The following is a 15,219-nucleotide window of genomic DNA, read 5'->3' as shown; positions in this document are numbered from 1 at the left end:
GCCTGCCCGAAAAATCCACATGTCAATCAAGCAGACGAATGGTTTTAGTTGTCAACAGTCGGGGACGGGATCGCCTTGTTGAGCTTGTCGAGCAAGGAAGCATTGGCACGTTCCAGCTCATCGATGCGGCGTGCCTGCTGCTTGATGATGATGCCAGCGGTATCACCGTCGAGCGCACTGATCGAAACATGCGCGCCGACAGCGCCTTCGGACATAACGGGAACGCTCGAATCCGGAACGCCGGACGCCATATTGTCAAGATTCCGCCTCGTCACCAAAGTACGCTTGTACCGTTCAACGAGCTGCGCAATGATCTCGCTGTTATCCAGGTGATCGTTGCCGCTCACTGATTTGATGGCGGCGGCCTTCCAACGAGCCACGCTGCGTTCAATGCGCTTGCACCCGACCAGATCCGGTGGCAATCCCGCCTCACGGAAGATTTTGGTCGGAGATTCCCCCGCAAGATATCGGATGGTGCACACCTGCTTGAAAGCATCGGAATAGGTGATACGATTACGCGTCACATTCGCCACCGCCGGTAATCCTCGCAACAACTGAATCTCCTCGTCGCTGAATACTCCGCCGCCACGCACGACAATACCCCCCGTCCTGTGTCTCCATTGCCCACTTCTCGTGGATATACTTTGTAATTCTATGGCCCGCTTGCTGTACGATACCCTCGTTTTTCCCCTCTCTTCGGAGATTGTCTGTGACTACCTCGCATCCACGGTTCAGCTTGTTGCAACACGTCGCACCAACCCGCACTGTCCCCTCGAAAAATATCCTCATCTGATGTGGATGACACCCCACAGACGTTCTCGCGGGGCCGGGTCGGGCCATAGGACAGTCGGGTCGCGGGCGCACGCAAAAGGGGCCAACCCGGTTGGATTGGCCCCTGCATGGCTTTTGGCGTTACCGCCTTATGTGTTTAGTGCGTGCGCTGACGGCTCTTAACCGCAACGGTCACACCGGCACCGGCCACGAGCAGCGCCACGACGGTGAAGAGGGTCGTGCCCGCTGCGCCGGTGAGCGGCAGCTGGGTGATGGACTTGACGTTCTTCACGGTGGCGGTGGCGTTCACCGTGCCATTGCTCGACGGAGTGACCTGCTTGAGGGCGTCCTGCATGAAGGTGACCTTGCCGTCCTGCGCGATGGTCACGTCGAAGGTGACCTTGAAGTTCTGGGCGTAGCCGGTCGGAGCGGCAGTTTCCTCAACCGTGTAGGTTCCGGCGGCGAGGCCCTTGAGCTGCACCAAGCCGGTCTTGTCGGCGGAAGTGAACACCGTGGCTTCGTTCTGGTTCTCAACGAACGACCATGCGCCGTTATCGGCCTGCTTGAGGTACTTGCCGTCCTTCTTCACGACGAACTGGGCGCCGGCCAGAGCGTTGGCGTCCTTGTCGACGCCGATCTTCGTGAACTGGAAGCCGTAGGTCTTGGATTCGGTATTGCCCTCGCCGCTGGTTCCGCCGTTGGTGGTGATCGTGGCCTTGTTGTTCACGCTACCGCCCAAGTCGGTCAGCGCATCCTTGGTGACGACGCCGGTGTACGACACGACGATAGTCTTGCCAGCCAGGGACTTCGCGTCGGTAAACTCGATGGTCGTGGTGGTGCCGTTCTCCGTAGTAGCATCACCAGACGGTGTCACCTTGTACAGGCTGGTGGGCACATCCTTGCCGTCGACCTGCACCTTGAAAGCGGTCTTATCGGCGACCTGCAGGCCCTTGGACGCGGTATCGGTGATGGTGAAGGGGTAGGAGTCGTAGTTGGTTGCGGAAGCAGGAACGGTTGCGGACACGGTGAAGTTCACGGTGTCGCCGACGTTCACGGTCTTGCCATTCACATCCACTTTGCCGACCTCGGCGGTCTTGGTCGGCGGGGTGAGCGGGTTCTCGTTCTTCGCATTGAACTCGCCCACGGTGGTGATGTTGCCCTGGCCGGTCTTCGTGTCGGCCACGATCGTCAGGCCGGTCAGGCCGCTGACGGTGGTGGCCACCACAGCCGGCGTGCCGGTCTTGCCGTCATAGGCGTCGGTCACCAGATACCAACCCTCGCCGTTCACCGCGACCGGCTGGGTCGTGCCCGCCTGGTCCGTGGTCACGGTCAGGCCCGCGCCATCGGCGGCAGGCAGCGGGTTGGTCTTGGCCAGCTCTTCGGCGAACTTGCGGAGCTGCTCCGCGTTGAAGGTGGCCACGTACGCGGCCGGATTGTTGGCGTATTCCGCCGGAACGCTGTTCGCGGTGGCATTGTCGGCGGCGTCGGCGGCCTTGGTTACGGCGTCCTTCCACGCCTCGACCGTGTTCACCTCAACAGTACCGTTGCCGGCGTTCTCGAACGTGGCGAACTTGTACGGCGTGTACGTGTGGCCTTCCTGCGCGTTGTTGACCTGCAGCAACGGCGTAGTCGCCTGCGGTCCATCGGCCTGTGCGCTGACTGCACCCAGGGCCATGCCACCGAGCAGCGTCGCAGCGGCGGCGATGCCGGCGAAAAGTTTCCTCATCTTCATGAGAACCCTCTCTTCCTTATTGTTTGATTACTTGTTTCTGCGATCGCGGGAGGCGGGAGCCCAACTTGCTCCCGCAATCCGCAAATCTTGGATTATCGGTCGGAACGCCTTCAAGTTGGCAGACGTTCCGACCCTGCACAAACGATTCAGACGAGTCGCTTCTTGCCGTTCCACACACCGGCAGCGCCGATGAGCAGCACCGCAAGCCCGCCGACCACACCGCCGACGAACAGCCACTGACGATCTGTCATCCCGCCCGTCAACGGCAGCGCCGATACCGCGATGTAGTGGTTGGTGAAGGCGACCGGTTGCGTACTGTCGCTCTGCGCTTCGGAAACCGTCTTACCGTTGTCGTCCAGCATCTTGGTCACGGACGTTACGGAAGCCGTCCACGCACCGGCATCGTTCTTGGCGACGGTCACCACGACTTTGTATCTCGCCTGCGAATAGTGCAATGCGCTAATCGAGCCGCGTTTTTCCGTCACGTAGTACGTGTATTTGACGTCACCGGCGTTGTAGGTGATATCACCGAAGGACTCGGTATGGTCGGTCGAATCATGCTTCACCGTGACCGTGCATGGCTGCTGATCCTTGCAGCTGGCCGGCAACGGGGCGTTGCCTTTCGCCTCCAACGTGAAGTTGAACTGGTCGGTAGCCTTCCACTTACGACCGGTCAGATTCTTCTTCACCGAGATTGCGTTGCTTAGTGATACCGGCTTCGGCGTGTTGGTGATGGTCGCGTTCAACGTGCCCTTATCGGCGGAAGACCACACCATCTTCTTGGTCAAGTCGGCATCGTTACCCGCATAGGAGACGCTATATCGGTCATCGTCGGGGGCCTCCGCCACGGAATACGTGTAGCCGGGCAGTAGATTGCCGACCGTCGCAGTCCACTCGTTGCCGGCGTTCAATGTGATCTCACCAACGTTCTCCGCGACGCTATCGGCAGCACCGATTGCCTTGCGCTGCAATTGCACCGTCACGGAATCTTTGGTATGCTTGTCGGCATTGTCCGACCATTTCTTGGTGATGTTGATCTTGCCAAGCTTCACCTGCACCACAGGACGCGGATATTCGGCTTCGGTCCGTTCACAGGATTCCACGTTGTTGACCTCGGTGAGCACGCAATAGTTCAGCTTTGCATCCACGTTGGAATGGTAGCCTTGCTGCTCAGCGGATGCGTCTCCCGTATTCGCGTCTCCCGTATCCGGATATTTGTTGTTTTTCGCATAGTCGGCATATGCGGCATCGCTTGGCTTGACTTTGAAGGAAACGTAGATGACATCAGTCTTTTCTGCGACGATGCCATTAGAATCGTTGAACGCCACCGTCACGGTGCGATTGCCGGAATTATCATCGATACTGTATGTGGCCTTATAGCTGCTCGTCGGCTCGGTAATATCGCCGTTCGTCACCGTCACATATTGCGTGATGTCGGCGCCGTCGGTTACATCAGGGAAATCGACCGGATCCACCCACTGGGACAAGGTGTCGGTGATGGAGAAGACCCTGATCTTCGCGGACGAGGTGATGCTGGAATAAATCTGGTTGAATGCTTTCGTCAGATTCTCCGGATTCGTGCCGTCAAATTCCTTGCCGTCCACTGCACCGGCTTGCTCGGCGAAATCAGCCATCTTCTTCGCCTCAGTGGAAGTCTTCACCACATAGAGTGCGGCATCGCCACGCCCTTTAGCCTCAGCCAAGGCCGCCTGATAATTGTAACCGTAGCCATCACTACTTCCGGAGCCATGTACGCCATCGTAGCCAGGTACGCCATCGTATTTGTCATCAGGGTTCTCATCCAGCCAATCGTATTTGGCCGCCGTGCAAGCCTCTTTGGTCGTATATTTCGGCTGCGGGGTATAATAGGGGCCCCAATGGGAATAGCAACTGCCGCCATACGAGGACGTACGGAATGTCGGATCGCCATCCGAGAGGAAGATGATGTGCTTCTTCACATTAGAGCGACCTGACAGAATATTCGCCTGCTTGAGCGCGGCCTCCCAGTTGGTGCCGCCATCGGGGTCACCCTCCACGGCGTTGTTGATTTTCAAGACGTCTGTGGTGAAATTCTGCTCGATAGTAGCTTTAGTGCTGAATGTCACCACCGCCATTTGGACCTGCTGCTCAGACGGCAACGTCGAATTCTTGTCAGTCAGCAATTTCTTGGCGAGCGCGTTGGCAGCTTCTTTCGCATTGTTGTCGAGTTCGCCCTTCATGCTGCCGGACTTGTCCATGACCAGCACAATGTCGGCCGGTGTGGTAGTAGTGACCGTGGAGGAGGTGCTATCGCCGGATGCGGTCAGATACAGCGTGTACTGATCACCGTCGCCGCCACCGGTTTTCACGATGCTTTTGTTGTTCGACGGCTTCACATTGGAATTCACGATGGTTACATGACTCGTCGTACCCACGGTGAACGGGCCGGTTTCGGCATATGCATCATTGCCGCCACCTTGCTGCGTCATTGGGGAACCGTTCGCGGACACGGTGTAGCCGCTAGAGTTCAGCTCCCGCACCGTGTACCTGGTGTCATCAGTGAAATTGTCGGATTGCACGCGGGCGAATTGACCCCTGGTCAGCGTTATCACATCGTTGTCTCCGGTCTGCGCATCGGACGAAACGACCTGATTGGTGGACACATTGTACACGCTGTATTTGCCCTGGTACGGGGTTGGGGAATCGTCGACGAACAGCTGGAATTGGAACTTTTCGTTCGCGTCGATGGTGCCTAGGGTTTCCTTCTCGATATCGATGGCCTTGGACGGCTTCACCGGCAGATTGAACTTGATCTTGCAGTTGGAGCCGCCGTCGCCGCGTTCCAGATAAAAGAAGCTCAGATGATGTGTCTTATACGGCGTGGAATCCCACGTCTTTCCTGCATCGGTAAATGCTTGGGTGATTGTTGTGGCAGGAGGGTTTCCATAACTCTGCTCCTTACCGTGGTAGTCGATGGTGTCGGTGGCGAAATTGATGCTGCCATCCAACGCCTGATGGATACCACCCAAATCAAGCACCAGCACATCATCGATGAACACCCACACATCATCGTCGCCGGTAAAGTCGAACACCATGTTCTGATTGTTGACCTTGCCGCCTTCCGGCATGTAGAACTCGGCGTCAAGATTCATGCCGAAAGAATATCTATTATCATCAGTATCGTCTCCAAATGGAGCGAAGCAAGGAGTACTAGCCTGGTCCGTACAACTCTGGTACTTCCACGTGAACTCTCTCAATGCCTTGTCATATGTAGCATACTGGGAATCGGCGTCGAAACCGTAATACCCATCCTTGTCCAATGTCAGCAGTCCGCCAGCCGGCTTGTATTTGGTGACGGCTTTATCATCAGGCTTCCCGCCAAAGAGATAGTCCAATGATTCTGATCCCTTATCAGCCGCCATGGTCGGATAGCCATTTGTCAGGGTTTTATTCACAATACCGGTGTATGCGCCATTGTCATTACCGACATATTTGTTATACTCTTCTGGACCAGCGTTCATGAATTTCAACGCATGCTTATCATTGATGGTATAACGATTGTAATCATACAATCCCAGGCTGATGCCGGCCTGCTGCTCCGTGGTCTGTTTGGCATCAGCCGCCATCGCGGCGGAAGTGGTGGCGTAGCCCATGCCGCCGAGCATGGCGATCGCAACGATGACGGCGACTATTCGTTCAGCAAAGCTCCTCTCGGGCTTTGCCTGTTGTATTCGCGTATGCCTCATCTGCTACCTCCCCTTACACACCGTGTGCATGTGCACGATTCACATCTTCATCACCAGTCACGCATCCAGCCGACGCGGATACACTTCCGGCGCTCCAATTTTGAATAATAAAAGGAAAAGGGAATGGATATATACACCCTAAGCGCAGGAGATTCGGGGGTATGAAATAGCCTCGAAACCAAGTGATAACAACGTTTCCAGCTATCTGCGCTACCCGAAATTCACATAAGCCCGACGTCCGACGGGGCAACATTATTCACATGTCCGTAACCGTACGGATGTCACCGCAGCATGCCAACGCAACAGCTAGCCACGTTTCGGCCACCAAGCCGCATGTCTGCGAATATGCCACGGCCGTCTACGCAGCCAGGCAAGCAGCATCCCCGACACGAGCACGCCAGCCGACACCGCAATCGCAATCAATCGCGCGTCCTTCGCCGCATTCCGTTCCTCGGGAACCACTCCAGGAATCGCGGAACGCACCGCCGAAACCAGCAACCGGTGGGTGTTCACCCCGTACGGTGTGCAGGTCATCAACGTCACCCGGTCCTCGCCGGGCACAATCTTCAACTTCGAAGTGTCATTCGGTTCGATCACCGAAATGCGATCCACCTTGTAGCCGAGCGTACGGCCCATCACTTCGATGTAGAAGTAGTCGCCGACGCGCATCTCATCCAAGCGCGTGAACATCATCGCCTCGACCAGCCCACGGTGGCCGGTGATCACCGCATGCGTGCTCCGCCCGCCCACCGGCAGGCTGCTGCCATACAGATGTCCGGCTCCGGATGCGAGCGCCGACTGCGACGTGCCATGGTAGATCGGCAGGCGTACGGAAATCTTCGGAATGCGGATGGTGCCCATCACGCCGCTGCCCGAATCGAGCAAACTTTGATATTCCTTATCTTTGGCGCTGGCGCTATTTGATTCCGCGGCACCGGATTCACTGGACTGCGAGCCGCCTTGCACTTGGGAGAACGGGTCTTGGGCCTCGCCGAGAATCGGCTGTCCCAAAGCCGCAAGCCGCCTGTTATATGCTTTGGCCGCGGCAAATGCCTCATCAGCCTGGGGGTAAGGCCAGCCGGCAACCGCCTGCGCGGACCGGTCCGACGTATTCCGTAGCTCCCGCGCCGACTGATACTGCAGAAATGTAGGAAACCCGCCGATACCTATCGCAAGAATAATCAACAGCGCCGCAACCACCCGCATGGCAATGACTTTCCTGCGATCCCTGCGCCACTGCCGCACCTCATCGGCAATGTCGACCGCCTCTTCGAAAGACGGTTCCCGATAGCGCTCCGCCTGCTGTTGCCGCATGTCCGTCACTGGATGAACTTCCGCAGCACGCGTTCCAGCTCATCGATACGCAACGCCTGTTTGGCGATGAGCAGATCGCATTTGTTGATGGTCAGTTGCGCCTGCGCAAGCTTTGCCGCCATATCCTGCGATTCGTCAGCTTCAGTTAGATCATTCGTCTCCCCTTCGTGCGTAGCCCCTTGCAGTTCGGCGATCGATAAATCGTCTTCGACATCCTGCAGATAATGATTCATAGCCCCTTTCCCCTTTCGACGCTCATCACGTTCCTGCTGCTTCCAGCGCGCGATGCACCGCTCCACACGCTTGTAGCCGATCAGTTTCGGATCAAGCCCCGCTTCACGGAAAATGGCTGACGGTGATTCGCCGGCGTTATAACGGCACATCACTTCCACCCGGAAACGGTCTGAATATCGGATGTGCGACGCACTCACACTTTTGACCGCCGGCAGGCTGGACAGATACGCACGCTCCTTTGCGGTAAATTTGCCATCAATCATTTTTTCTGCCCCTTATACTGCTACTGCCTGAACAGCTTGGTTCAGAATCATATCGGAGATTTCCCCATTAGCCCCTCGTTAAAACCCTCGAATAAAAAATCCCATTCCCCCCAATAAAAAGGAGTCCTATCTTACAAACAAAACAGTTCCGCCATTTTTCGCAGATAGAAAGGCTCACAGAATTACCCCCCCCCCCATAAAATTTACACAATCTTAACCTCACCCCCAGCACACCCTTTAGCACATCATGGGGCCGCTACGCCTCTGAACACCGTCATGCAGACTCACTAGGCTGGAAACATGACGCTAGAGCTCGTTTCATTGACTATCATCATGGCGGCGGCGGCCGTCAGCCCGATTGTGGCGCAGCTGATCCCGAGAAGATTCATTCCACAAACCGTACTGCTGCTCGTCGCCGGAGCTGCACTCGGCCCGTACGGACTAGGCATAATCGAAGTGAACGACGCCGTGAAACTCTTGAGCGAGCTCGGCATGGCGTTCCTATTCCTGCTCGCCGGCTATGAAATCGACCCGAAACGACTCGCCGGACATCAAGGCAAAGTCGGCCTTGTCACATGGATCATCACCTTGGGGCTCGCCGGATTCGTCGTGACCCTTCTTCCATTCTTCGCAAAGCAGGGCATCGACGGCATCGCCACGGTAATCGCGCTTACCACCACCGCTCTCGGCACGCTCATGCCGATTCTCAAGGAACGTAACCTCGAAGGCACCCCCATCGGCGACGCCATCATATCGTACGGAACGTGGGGCGAACTTGGCCCAATCCTTGCCATGGCCATCCTGCTATCCACCCGAACCGGCTGGCAGACCATGCTCGTGCTCGGCGCGTTCCTTGCCATCTGCCTACTGTGCGCAATGCTACCCACGAAAGCACTGAAAACCGGCCATCGCCTGTACCGTTTCCTTACGGAAAATGCGAACACGTCATCGCAAACGCTCATGCGACTGACCACATTCCTGCTCATCTTCCTTGTCACCATTTCTGCACTGTTCGAACTTGACGCGGTGCTCGGCGCGTTCGCCGCAGGCTTCATCCTGCGCTACATCATCCCCGACGGCAGCAAGTCGCTGGAAATGAAACTGGAAGGCGTCGGCTATGGCTTCCTTATTCCTGTGTTCTTCGTGGTGTCAGGCGCCGCGATCAACGTGCGCGCCGTGGCAGGCCGACCCGCGCTGCTCGTCGCGTTCATCGTAATGCTCATGCTGATTCGCGCGGTGCCCGTATATGTTGCGCTATCGCTCGATAAACGCGAGAATCCGCTGTCATCGCATCACCGCGTCACCGTAGCGCTGTATTGCACGACCGCGCTGCCGATCATCGTCGCCGTCACGTCGCTGGCGGTGAAGGTCGGCACCATGCAAGGCGACACCGCGTCGACACTGGTCGCAGCCGGCGCGATTACAGTGTTCCTGATGCCACTCCTTGGCTCGATCACATATCAGGTGGCCGACGTACATCCGGTCACCGCGGTTCGGGAGATTGCGCACACGCCATCCGATTGGCAGACGATCGTACGCGAGCATGCGCAGGTGCGTGCGCTGCTGCACCATCAGGACCGGCTCAAGCGTTTGGCGGAAACGTTGGACGCACTGGAAGCGCATGGACACGGCGATGAGCATCGAGCCGAACTTGTAAAACGTGCGCGCCGCGAAATCGACCGGCAGCTGAAGGAACTCGGCCTCGACCCGCAGCTCACCACGCAACTGCCACACAACTACCGTTATCCGAAGAACTGAGACGCGAATCCGAGCCTTTCCGATACTCTAATTGTCCGCTTCTGGTGAATCGGACAGTCGTCATTCCACAGACTTGAGCGAGCTGATGGGGTCGATACGGTCGAGGACGGGGTTGACAAACAGTTGCACAAGCAGCGCGAACATCATGGTCGCCACGACTGCGATCACGTAACTCAGCGGCTTGACCTCCACCTCGAAATAGAGCGACGGCATGTTGAGCGCCATGGTCAGCAGCCCGCCAACGAACCGGCCGAGCGGCAATCCCAGCACCACGCCCATGACGGTGAGGATCATCATCTCGCGATTCACATAATGGTGCACTTCACGGTCGAAAAAGCCGAGCACCTTGAGTGTAGCCATCTCGCGCACGCGTTCCGACACATTCGTATTGGCGAGAGTGAACAGCACCACAAGCGCCAAACCTCCGGCGAGCGCCACAATCAGCGCCACGACCGCGCCCATAAGATCGAACTTGAAACTGTCGGCCATGTGCGCGCTACTTACGGCTTTCACCACCGAGCTGTCCTTTTCGAGCGATTGAGCATAGTCAGTTTGCGATTGGTCAGAGCCGGAAAGTTTGGCATACATGGCATTCCAGGTCAGCGATTTCGTACTTTGCACGTCCGATTCTGCAGAAACGGACACGTTGGATACGAAGGATTTGCCGAACAGCTTGGCATAGTAGGTTTCGCTGATGTACACGTCCGATCCGATAAGATTGCGATTCACCGCGCTCACTTTCGCAGTGGCCTGCACGCCGTCGCCGTTGGTCAATCGCACTTTGCTTCCGGTGGCGATGCCAAGCGAGCTTGCCGCCGACTGCGCCACTATCACACCATCGTCGTCCAGCTTCAGCGAGCCTTTCCCGCCGATACTGGACGTGCCCAATATTCCGGAATGCACCGGCTGCAACGTGACCATTTTGCCCAGGTCGGACAATCGCTTTTCCGGCACTGCAACCAGCTGAATACTTTCACTGCCGACACTGCCACTGCTGTCGCCGCTGCCAGAATCGCTCTTCCCAACAGCCATATCACCCGATTCGATACGCACGTTCATCGTGGACGTGGTACGACCGTCCGACGCGACTTTGGCGCGCATTTCGTCCGCGTCCGAATCGCCAGAAACCACCATAAGATCGTATTGGTAAACGTCACGATATTGCTTGATACCAAGGTCGGCCACGGTGTCATTGATGGCTAGGCCGCAGACGATGAGCGCGGTGCAGCCGGCCACCCCGCCGACCGTCATGATAAGGCGCGACTTGAAGCGGAAAATGTTGCGCGCGGTCACTTTGCTGAGGAATCCCATACGATTCCAGACCGGCTTGATTCGTTCCAGCAGAATACGTGAGCCGGCACGCGGCGCTTTCGGCCGCATCAGCGCGGCGGGCGTCATGCGCATCTCCTGCACGCACGCGTAAATGGTGGCGGCGAGCACACCGACCACGAACAGTGCGATGCCCAGCGAACCGTACAGCCAGTCGTATTCCAGTCGCACGCCAGGCATCACATACATGCCCTCCAAAACAACCAGAAGGAACGCCGGAATTCCAAGGAATCCGACAAGTAAGCCAAGCCCCCCGCCGATGAGACACGCCAGCAGCGCGAACAGCAGATAGCGCGACGCCACCGCAAGACGCCCATAGCCAAGCCCCACGTAGGTGCCGATGAGCGAGCGGTCCTCTTCGACCATGCGCGCCATGGAAGTCAGACTCATCATCACAGCGACCACCAGAAACACGATCGGGAACGCGTTGCCGAGCGATTGGATGGAATCAAGGTCGGATTTGAGCGCGCTGAATCCACCGAGCGACTGCCGATCCTGCACATACCAGCGCACTTGCGGAATGCTGGTTTTAAGCTCGTTTTCTTTGGTTTTCAGCGTTTGTTCGGTTTGCGCTTTCTGCTCGTCCAATTGCGATTGCGCCTGGTCGAGCCGCTGCTTGGCATGCGCAAGTTCGGGGGTTGCGGCGATGATGGTTTCACGCATTGTTTCACGCGTGGTTTCGTTGAGTTGGGTGGGATCCATTGCGCCGGTTGCACCGGCTTGCATGTTCATGATTTGGTCGACCTGCTGGTCGAATTGCCGACGATTCTCGTTGATTTGCGATTGCGCTTCCGCGAACTTCTTGTCGGCTTCCGCACGCGTGGCGGCAATCTGCCTGTTGCCCACGTCGAGCAGCTCCTGCCAGCGGGCCTTCTGCCGATCGGTTTTCACGGCGTCGTCGATGCGGTCGGTCACCTGTTTGACGGTGTTTTCATACGATTCGTCGAACGTGTTTTCGTTGGCCGAACCTTTGACGAGCAGCGTGGCGGACGTGTAGAGGGTGCCGGTCACGCCGTCGGACGGAGCGAAGAACGTGTAGTCGGTGGCAGCGGTGGAACGAAACGAGGTCATGGCGGAATATCCGTCCGGATTGCTTAGATTCTGCGGATCGAGCACCACGCCCACGATGGTGAGCTTGGTCGGGAAGCTTGGTGCCTTATCTTCAGCACCCTGAGTGTCCGATTCGGGAGAAACGGACACTGAAGTAGCGGAAGAAGAGGATTCGGGGGCTACGGTGAGGTGGCTGCCAATCTTTCTGCCGGAATCGCGGATAAATTTACGGGTTACTGCGATTTCGCCGGCTTTCTTCGGCAATCGCCCTTCCTGCACGTACGGCCAGTCAATACCGTTCGCACCGATTTCCTGCATGGTCGCCGATTTGCGGCCGCCCAAATCGAACGTCACTTCCTGTGACCGCTCCGCCTGCACCTTCGCTACACCGCGCACCTTGCGTAACGCGGCAATATCGCCATCCGTCAATCCTGCGGTGGACAGCACCTGGATGTCGTGCAGACCTTGCGCGTCGAAAAAGCGGTCGGTGCCGCGGAACGCGTCGCGGCAGCCTGCGTAAATGCCGGTAAGCACAGCCACGCCAAGCAATGTAATCATGGCGATTGAGACGAATCGCTTCCACGCATGCAACCACATACGCACCATGTCTTTGACGAATGCCATGACGACCTCCAGCCCCGCAGCGTTCAAGCAGCACCAACCATCGCTCTCACAACCTTCATTTTATTGGACTATCGAACTATTGAACACTATGAAACCGAATCCACGCGCTACAGCTACAATCGGGGAAGACGCGCCATGCCAAAAACCACAGGCGCGTCACCTACCACTACTGCCGAACGCAACATCGCCAAAATCGCCAAACTTTTGCTGAATTTGCTGAATTTGCCGAATTTGCCGAATATTGCTGAGGCACCCAAGAAGAGGAAGCATTCATGAGCGACGCAACCGTTGCGAAGAAACCGCGCGAAACCGACGATGTGCCGGTTCCGCCGACGCTGCGCAAGTCTTTGAAGAATCGTCATATTCAATTGATCGCATTGGGCGGCGCGATCGGCACCGGCCTGTTCTATGGTTCCAGCGAGTCGATTCAGCTGGCAGGCCCGGCCATTCTGCTCGCCTATCTGATCGGCGGTCTGGCGATTTTCCTGATCGTGCGCGCACTGTCTGAAATGGCGGTCGAGGATCCGAAGGCGGGCGCGTTCAGCTATTACGCCACGCAGTACTGGTCGAAGCGCGCAGGCTTTATTTCCGGCTGGAATTACTGGTTCAACTACGTGCTCGTAGCCATGGTGGAGTTGGCTGTGGTTGGCTCGTTCGTGAATTACTGGTTCCCGAACATTCCGAAGTGGGTGTCGGCGGCGGTGTTCCTCGTGGCGATCGCGGCGCTGAATCTTATGGGTGTGAACAAGTTCGGCGAATTTGAATTCTGGTTCGCCATCATCAAGATCGTGGCCGTGCTTGCCATGATTTTCGGCGGTTTGTATGTGATCATCGCGAATGTGCCGACCGCTTCGGGCATTCGCGCGTCGTTCGCCAACTGGTTCACCGTTGACGGCGGATTCCTGCCGCATGGCCTGATGTCTCGCAATGCGGACGGCACGTGGACTGGCTTGCTGATGGCGCTGGTCGTGGTGATGTTCAGCTTCGGCGGCACCGAACTCATCGGCATCACCGCGGGCGAGACCGAAAATCCGCGCACCACCATTCCGAAGGCCACGAACGGCATTATCTGGCGTATTCTCGTGTTCTACATCTGCGCGCTCGGTGTGATCATGGCCGTGGTCCCGTGGAGCACGATCGACGGCAATTCCAGCCCGTTCGTGCAGATTTTCGACTCGGTGGGCGTGCATGCGGCCGCCGGCATTCTGAATTTCGTGTGCTTGACCGCCGTAATGAGCGTGTACAACTCTGGCCTGTACGCGAACTCGCGCATGTTGTATTCGTTGGCGAAGCAGGGCAATGCTCCCGCGTATCTGGGCCGCCTGAACAAGCGCGGCGTTCCGGTCGGTGGCGTGATCACGTCGGCCATCATTATTGCGATCGCCGTGGTGGTGGTGTTCGTGTGGCCTGATTTCGCGTTCAATTATTTGATGTCGATCGCCACGATCGCCGCTGCGATTAATTGGATCATGATTATGATTACGGAAATTAAGTTCCGTCGCGTTGTCGCCGCCGGCGATGGTCCGAACAATCTGAAGGGATTGAAGGGCCAGGAAGCGCTTGACAAGCTCGCTTTCAAGCTGCCGTTCGCCAAGGTGACGCCGTATTTGGTGATCGCGTTCATGCTGCTGGTCGTGGTGCTGATGTGCTTCTCCGCAAGCTATCGCATCGCCGTGGTCGCCGGTGTGATTTGGCTGGTCGTGCTGTTCGCCGCCTATCAGATCACACAGAAGCGCGCCTGAAGTCGTAAGGCAACAATGCGCCTGTGCCTCAAGCGAGGGGCACAGGCGCTTTTTGTTTCAGATTTCAGATTCTGATTTTCAATCCGTAATTCCCGCTTTTTCGTTGCGTATTCCGTGATCTTCACGTTTCAAATTCCAAATTTCGCTTCCGTATCGCAGTTGACTCGCCAAACTTAATCGCTTAGGGTTTTCTTAAGCTTGACGCTATACGACGTTGGTCGAGCATCGGCAAGCGGGATTGCCGCAGCAAATGCGCAATCGCGATTTTTTAACTCATCGTCGCATCTCATTCCGCTGCCGGAGCAGGACCGGTCGAAGCGCGGGCACGCAATTCGTACGACTCTTCCATCAGATGCCCCACACGCTCGCCGTCGATCAGCTTGAGCAGCAGTTCAGCGGCCTGCTTACCGGTATCGACCACGTCACGGCCCATGGCTGTCAGATTCGGATAGGCTGCGGTGCTGAGGGCGAGTTTCACGTGAAACATTTCTTGTATTCACGCAACGGTTGCGGCACGGATGGCCATCCGCGCATTCCGGAAGACGAGCAAATGGCCGCCGAACTGACCGCATATCTGGCTTCATTCGGCCCCGACCTCTGGCAGTAGCTTATACGCTCGCAGCATAACGCATTTTTATTTGATTCGTATTTGACTGACATGCGATCAGCAGGATTTC

Annotated in this window: 10 protein-coding genes; 3 read left to right on the top strand and 7 right to left on the bottom strand. The window is 57.0% G+C overall.

Annotated features, from left to right (window positions below; translation table 11 throughout):
• Positions 1 to 44: 44 nt before the first annotated feature.
• The 5 genes from BBCT_RS00375 to BBCT_RS00355 form a co-directional block, all read right to left on the bottom strand.
• The gene (locus BBCT_RS00375; RefSeq protein WP_003833693.1) at positions 45 to 593 is read right to left on the bottom strand and encodes a hypothetical protein; all 549 of its coding nucleotides are present in this window, start codon (positions 591 to 593) and stop codon (positions 45 to 47) included.
• Between the two features lie 335 nt (positions 594 to 928).
• On the bottom strand, positions 929 to 2,503 hold the full coding sequence (locus tag BBCT_RS00370; protein WP_003833692.1) for an isopeptide-forming domain-containing fimbrial protein: 1,575 nt from the start codon (positions 2,501 to 2,503) through the stop codon (positions 929 to 931).
• A gap of 146 nt (positions 2,504 to 2,649) precedes the next feature.
• Positions 2,650 to 6,228, bottom strand: a complete 3,579-nt coding sequence (locus BBCT_RS00365) for a DUF7604 domain-containing protein (RefSeq protein ID WP_003833691.1) — start codon at positions 6,226 to 6,228, stop codon at positions 2,650 to 2,652.
• A 306-nt stretch (positions 6,229 to 6,534) separates the two neighbouring features.
• Complete coding sequence (locus BBCT_RS00360) at positions 6,535 to 7,542, bottom strand: class C sortase (protein WP_231858065.1); 1,008 nt, start codon at positions 7,540 to 7,542, stop codon at positions 6,535 to 6,537.
• 5 nt (positions 7,543 to 7,547) lie between these two features.
• Positions 7,548 to 8,039: an HTH domain-containing protein gene (locus BBCT_RS00355; RefSeq protein ID WP_003833687.1), complete on the bottom strand. Its 492-nt coding sequence runs from the start codon at positions 8,037 to 8,039 to the stop codon at positions 7,548 to 7,550.
• Between the two features lie 300 nt (positions 8,040 to 8,339).
• On the opposite strand from BBCT_RS00355, the gene BBCT_RS00350 reads away from it, so the two are divergent.
• Positions 8,340 to 9,797, top strand: coding sequence for a cation:proton antiporter (locus BBCT_RS00350; protein ID WP_003833685.1), 1,458 nt, complete (start codon positions 8,340 to 8,342; stop codon positions 9,795 to 9,797).
• A 60-nt stretch (positions 9,798 to 9,857) separates the two neighbouring features.
• Here the strand turns inward: BBCT_RS00350 and BBCT_RS00345 are convergent, their stop codons facing one another.
• On the bottom strand, positions 9,858 to 12,800 hold the full coding sequence (locus BBCT_RS00345) for an FtsX-like permease family protein (RefSeq protein ID WP_033512750.1): 2,943 nt from the start codon (positions 12,798 to 12,800) through the stop codon (positions 9,858 to 9,860).
• Positions 12,801 to 13,072: 272 nt separating this feature from the next.
• Here BBCT_RS00345 and BBCT_RS00340 point away from each other — a divergent pair, with 272 nt between their 5' ends.
• Positions 13,073 to 14,542 (top strand): amino acid permease, encoded by a 1,470-nt coding sequence (locus BBCT_RS00340; RefSeq protein ID WP_003833681.1) that lies wholly within the window; start codon positions 13,073 to 13,075, stop codon positions 14,540 to 14,542.
• Between the two features lie 286 nt (positions 14,543 to 14,828).
• Here the strand turns inward: BBCT_RS00340 and BBCT_RS00335 are convergent, their stop codons facing one another.
• Positions 14,829 to 15,020, bottom strand: coding sequence for a LacI family transcriptional regulator (locus tag BBCT_RS00335; protein WP_033512748.1), 192 nt, complete (start codon positions 15,018 to 15,020; stop codon positions 14,829 to 14,831).
• Here BBCT_RS00335 and BBCT_RS09585 point away from each other — a divergent pair, their 5' ends adjacent.
• Positions 15,021 to 15,149, top strand: a complete 129-nt coding sequence (locus BBCT_RS09585; protein WP_269447011.1) for a hypothetical protein — start codon at positions 15,021 to 15,023, stop codon at positions 15,147 to 15,149. It abuts the gene before it with no gap.
• The last annotated feature ends 70 nt before the right edge of the window (positions 15,150 to 15,219 follow it).

The organism is Bifidobacterium catenulatum DSM 16992 = JCM 1194 = LMG 11043, from assembly GCF_001025195.1.
Classification (GTDB): domain Bacteria; phylum Actinomycetota; class Actinomycetes; order Actinomycetales; family Bifidobacteriaceae; genus Bifidobacterium; species Bifidobacterium catenulatum.
The sequence above is the reverse complement of the archived record's forward strand: the minus strand, read 5'-3'. Positions and strand labels throughout refer to the sequence as shown.

What these genes read in the sequence shown, in the direction of transcription:
- BBCT_RS00370 (WP_003833692.1), bottom strand. Translation starts at nt 2,503, where the DNA reads ATGAAGATGAGGAAACTTTTCGCCGGCATCGCCGCCGCTGCGACGCTG.
- BBCT_RS00365 (WP_003833691.1), bottom strand. Translation starts at nt 6,228, where the DNA reads ATGAGGCATACGCGAATACAACAGGCAAAGCCCGAGAGGAGCTTTGCT.
- BBCT_RS00360 (WP_231858065.1), bottom strand. Translation starts at nt 7,542, where the DNA reads ATGCGGCAACAGCAGGCGGAGCGCTATCGGGAACCGTCTTTCGAAGAG.
- BBCT_RS00355 (WP_003833687.1), bottom strand. Translation starts at nt 8,039, where the DNA reads ATGATTGATGGCAAATTTACCGCAAAGGAGCGTGCGTATCTGTCCAGC.
- BBCT_RS00350 (WP_003833685.1), top strand. Translation starts at nt 8,340, where the DNA reads ATGACGCTAGAGCTCGTTTCATTGACTATCATCATGGCGGCGGCGGCC.
- BBCT_RS00345 (WP_033512750.1), bottom strand. Translation starts at nt 12,800, where the DNA reads ATGGCATTCGTCAAAGACATGGTGCGTATGTGGTTGCATGCGTGGAAG.
- BBCT_RS00340 (WP_003833681.1), top strand. Translation starts at nt 13,073, where the DNA reads ATGAGCGACGCAACCGTTGCGAAGAAACCGCGCGAAACCGACGATGTG.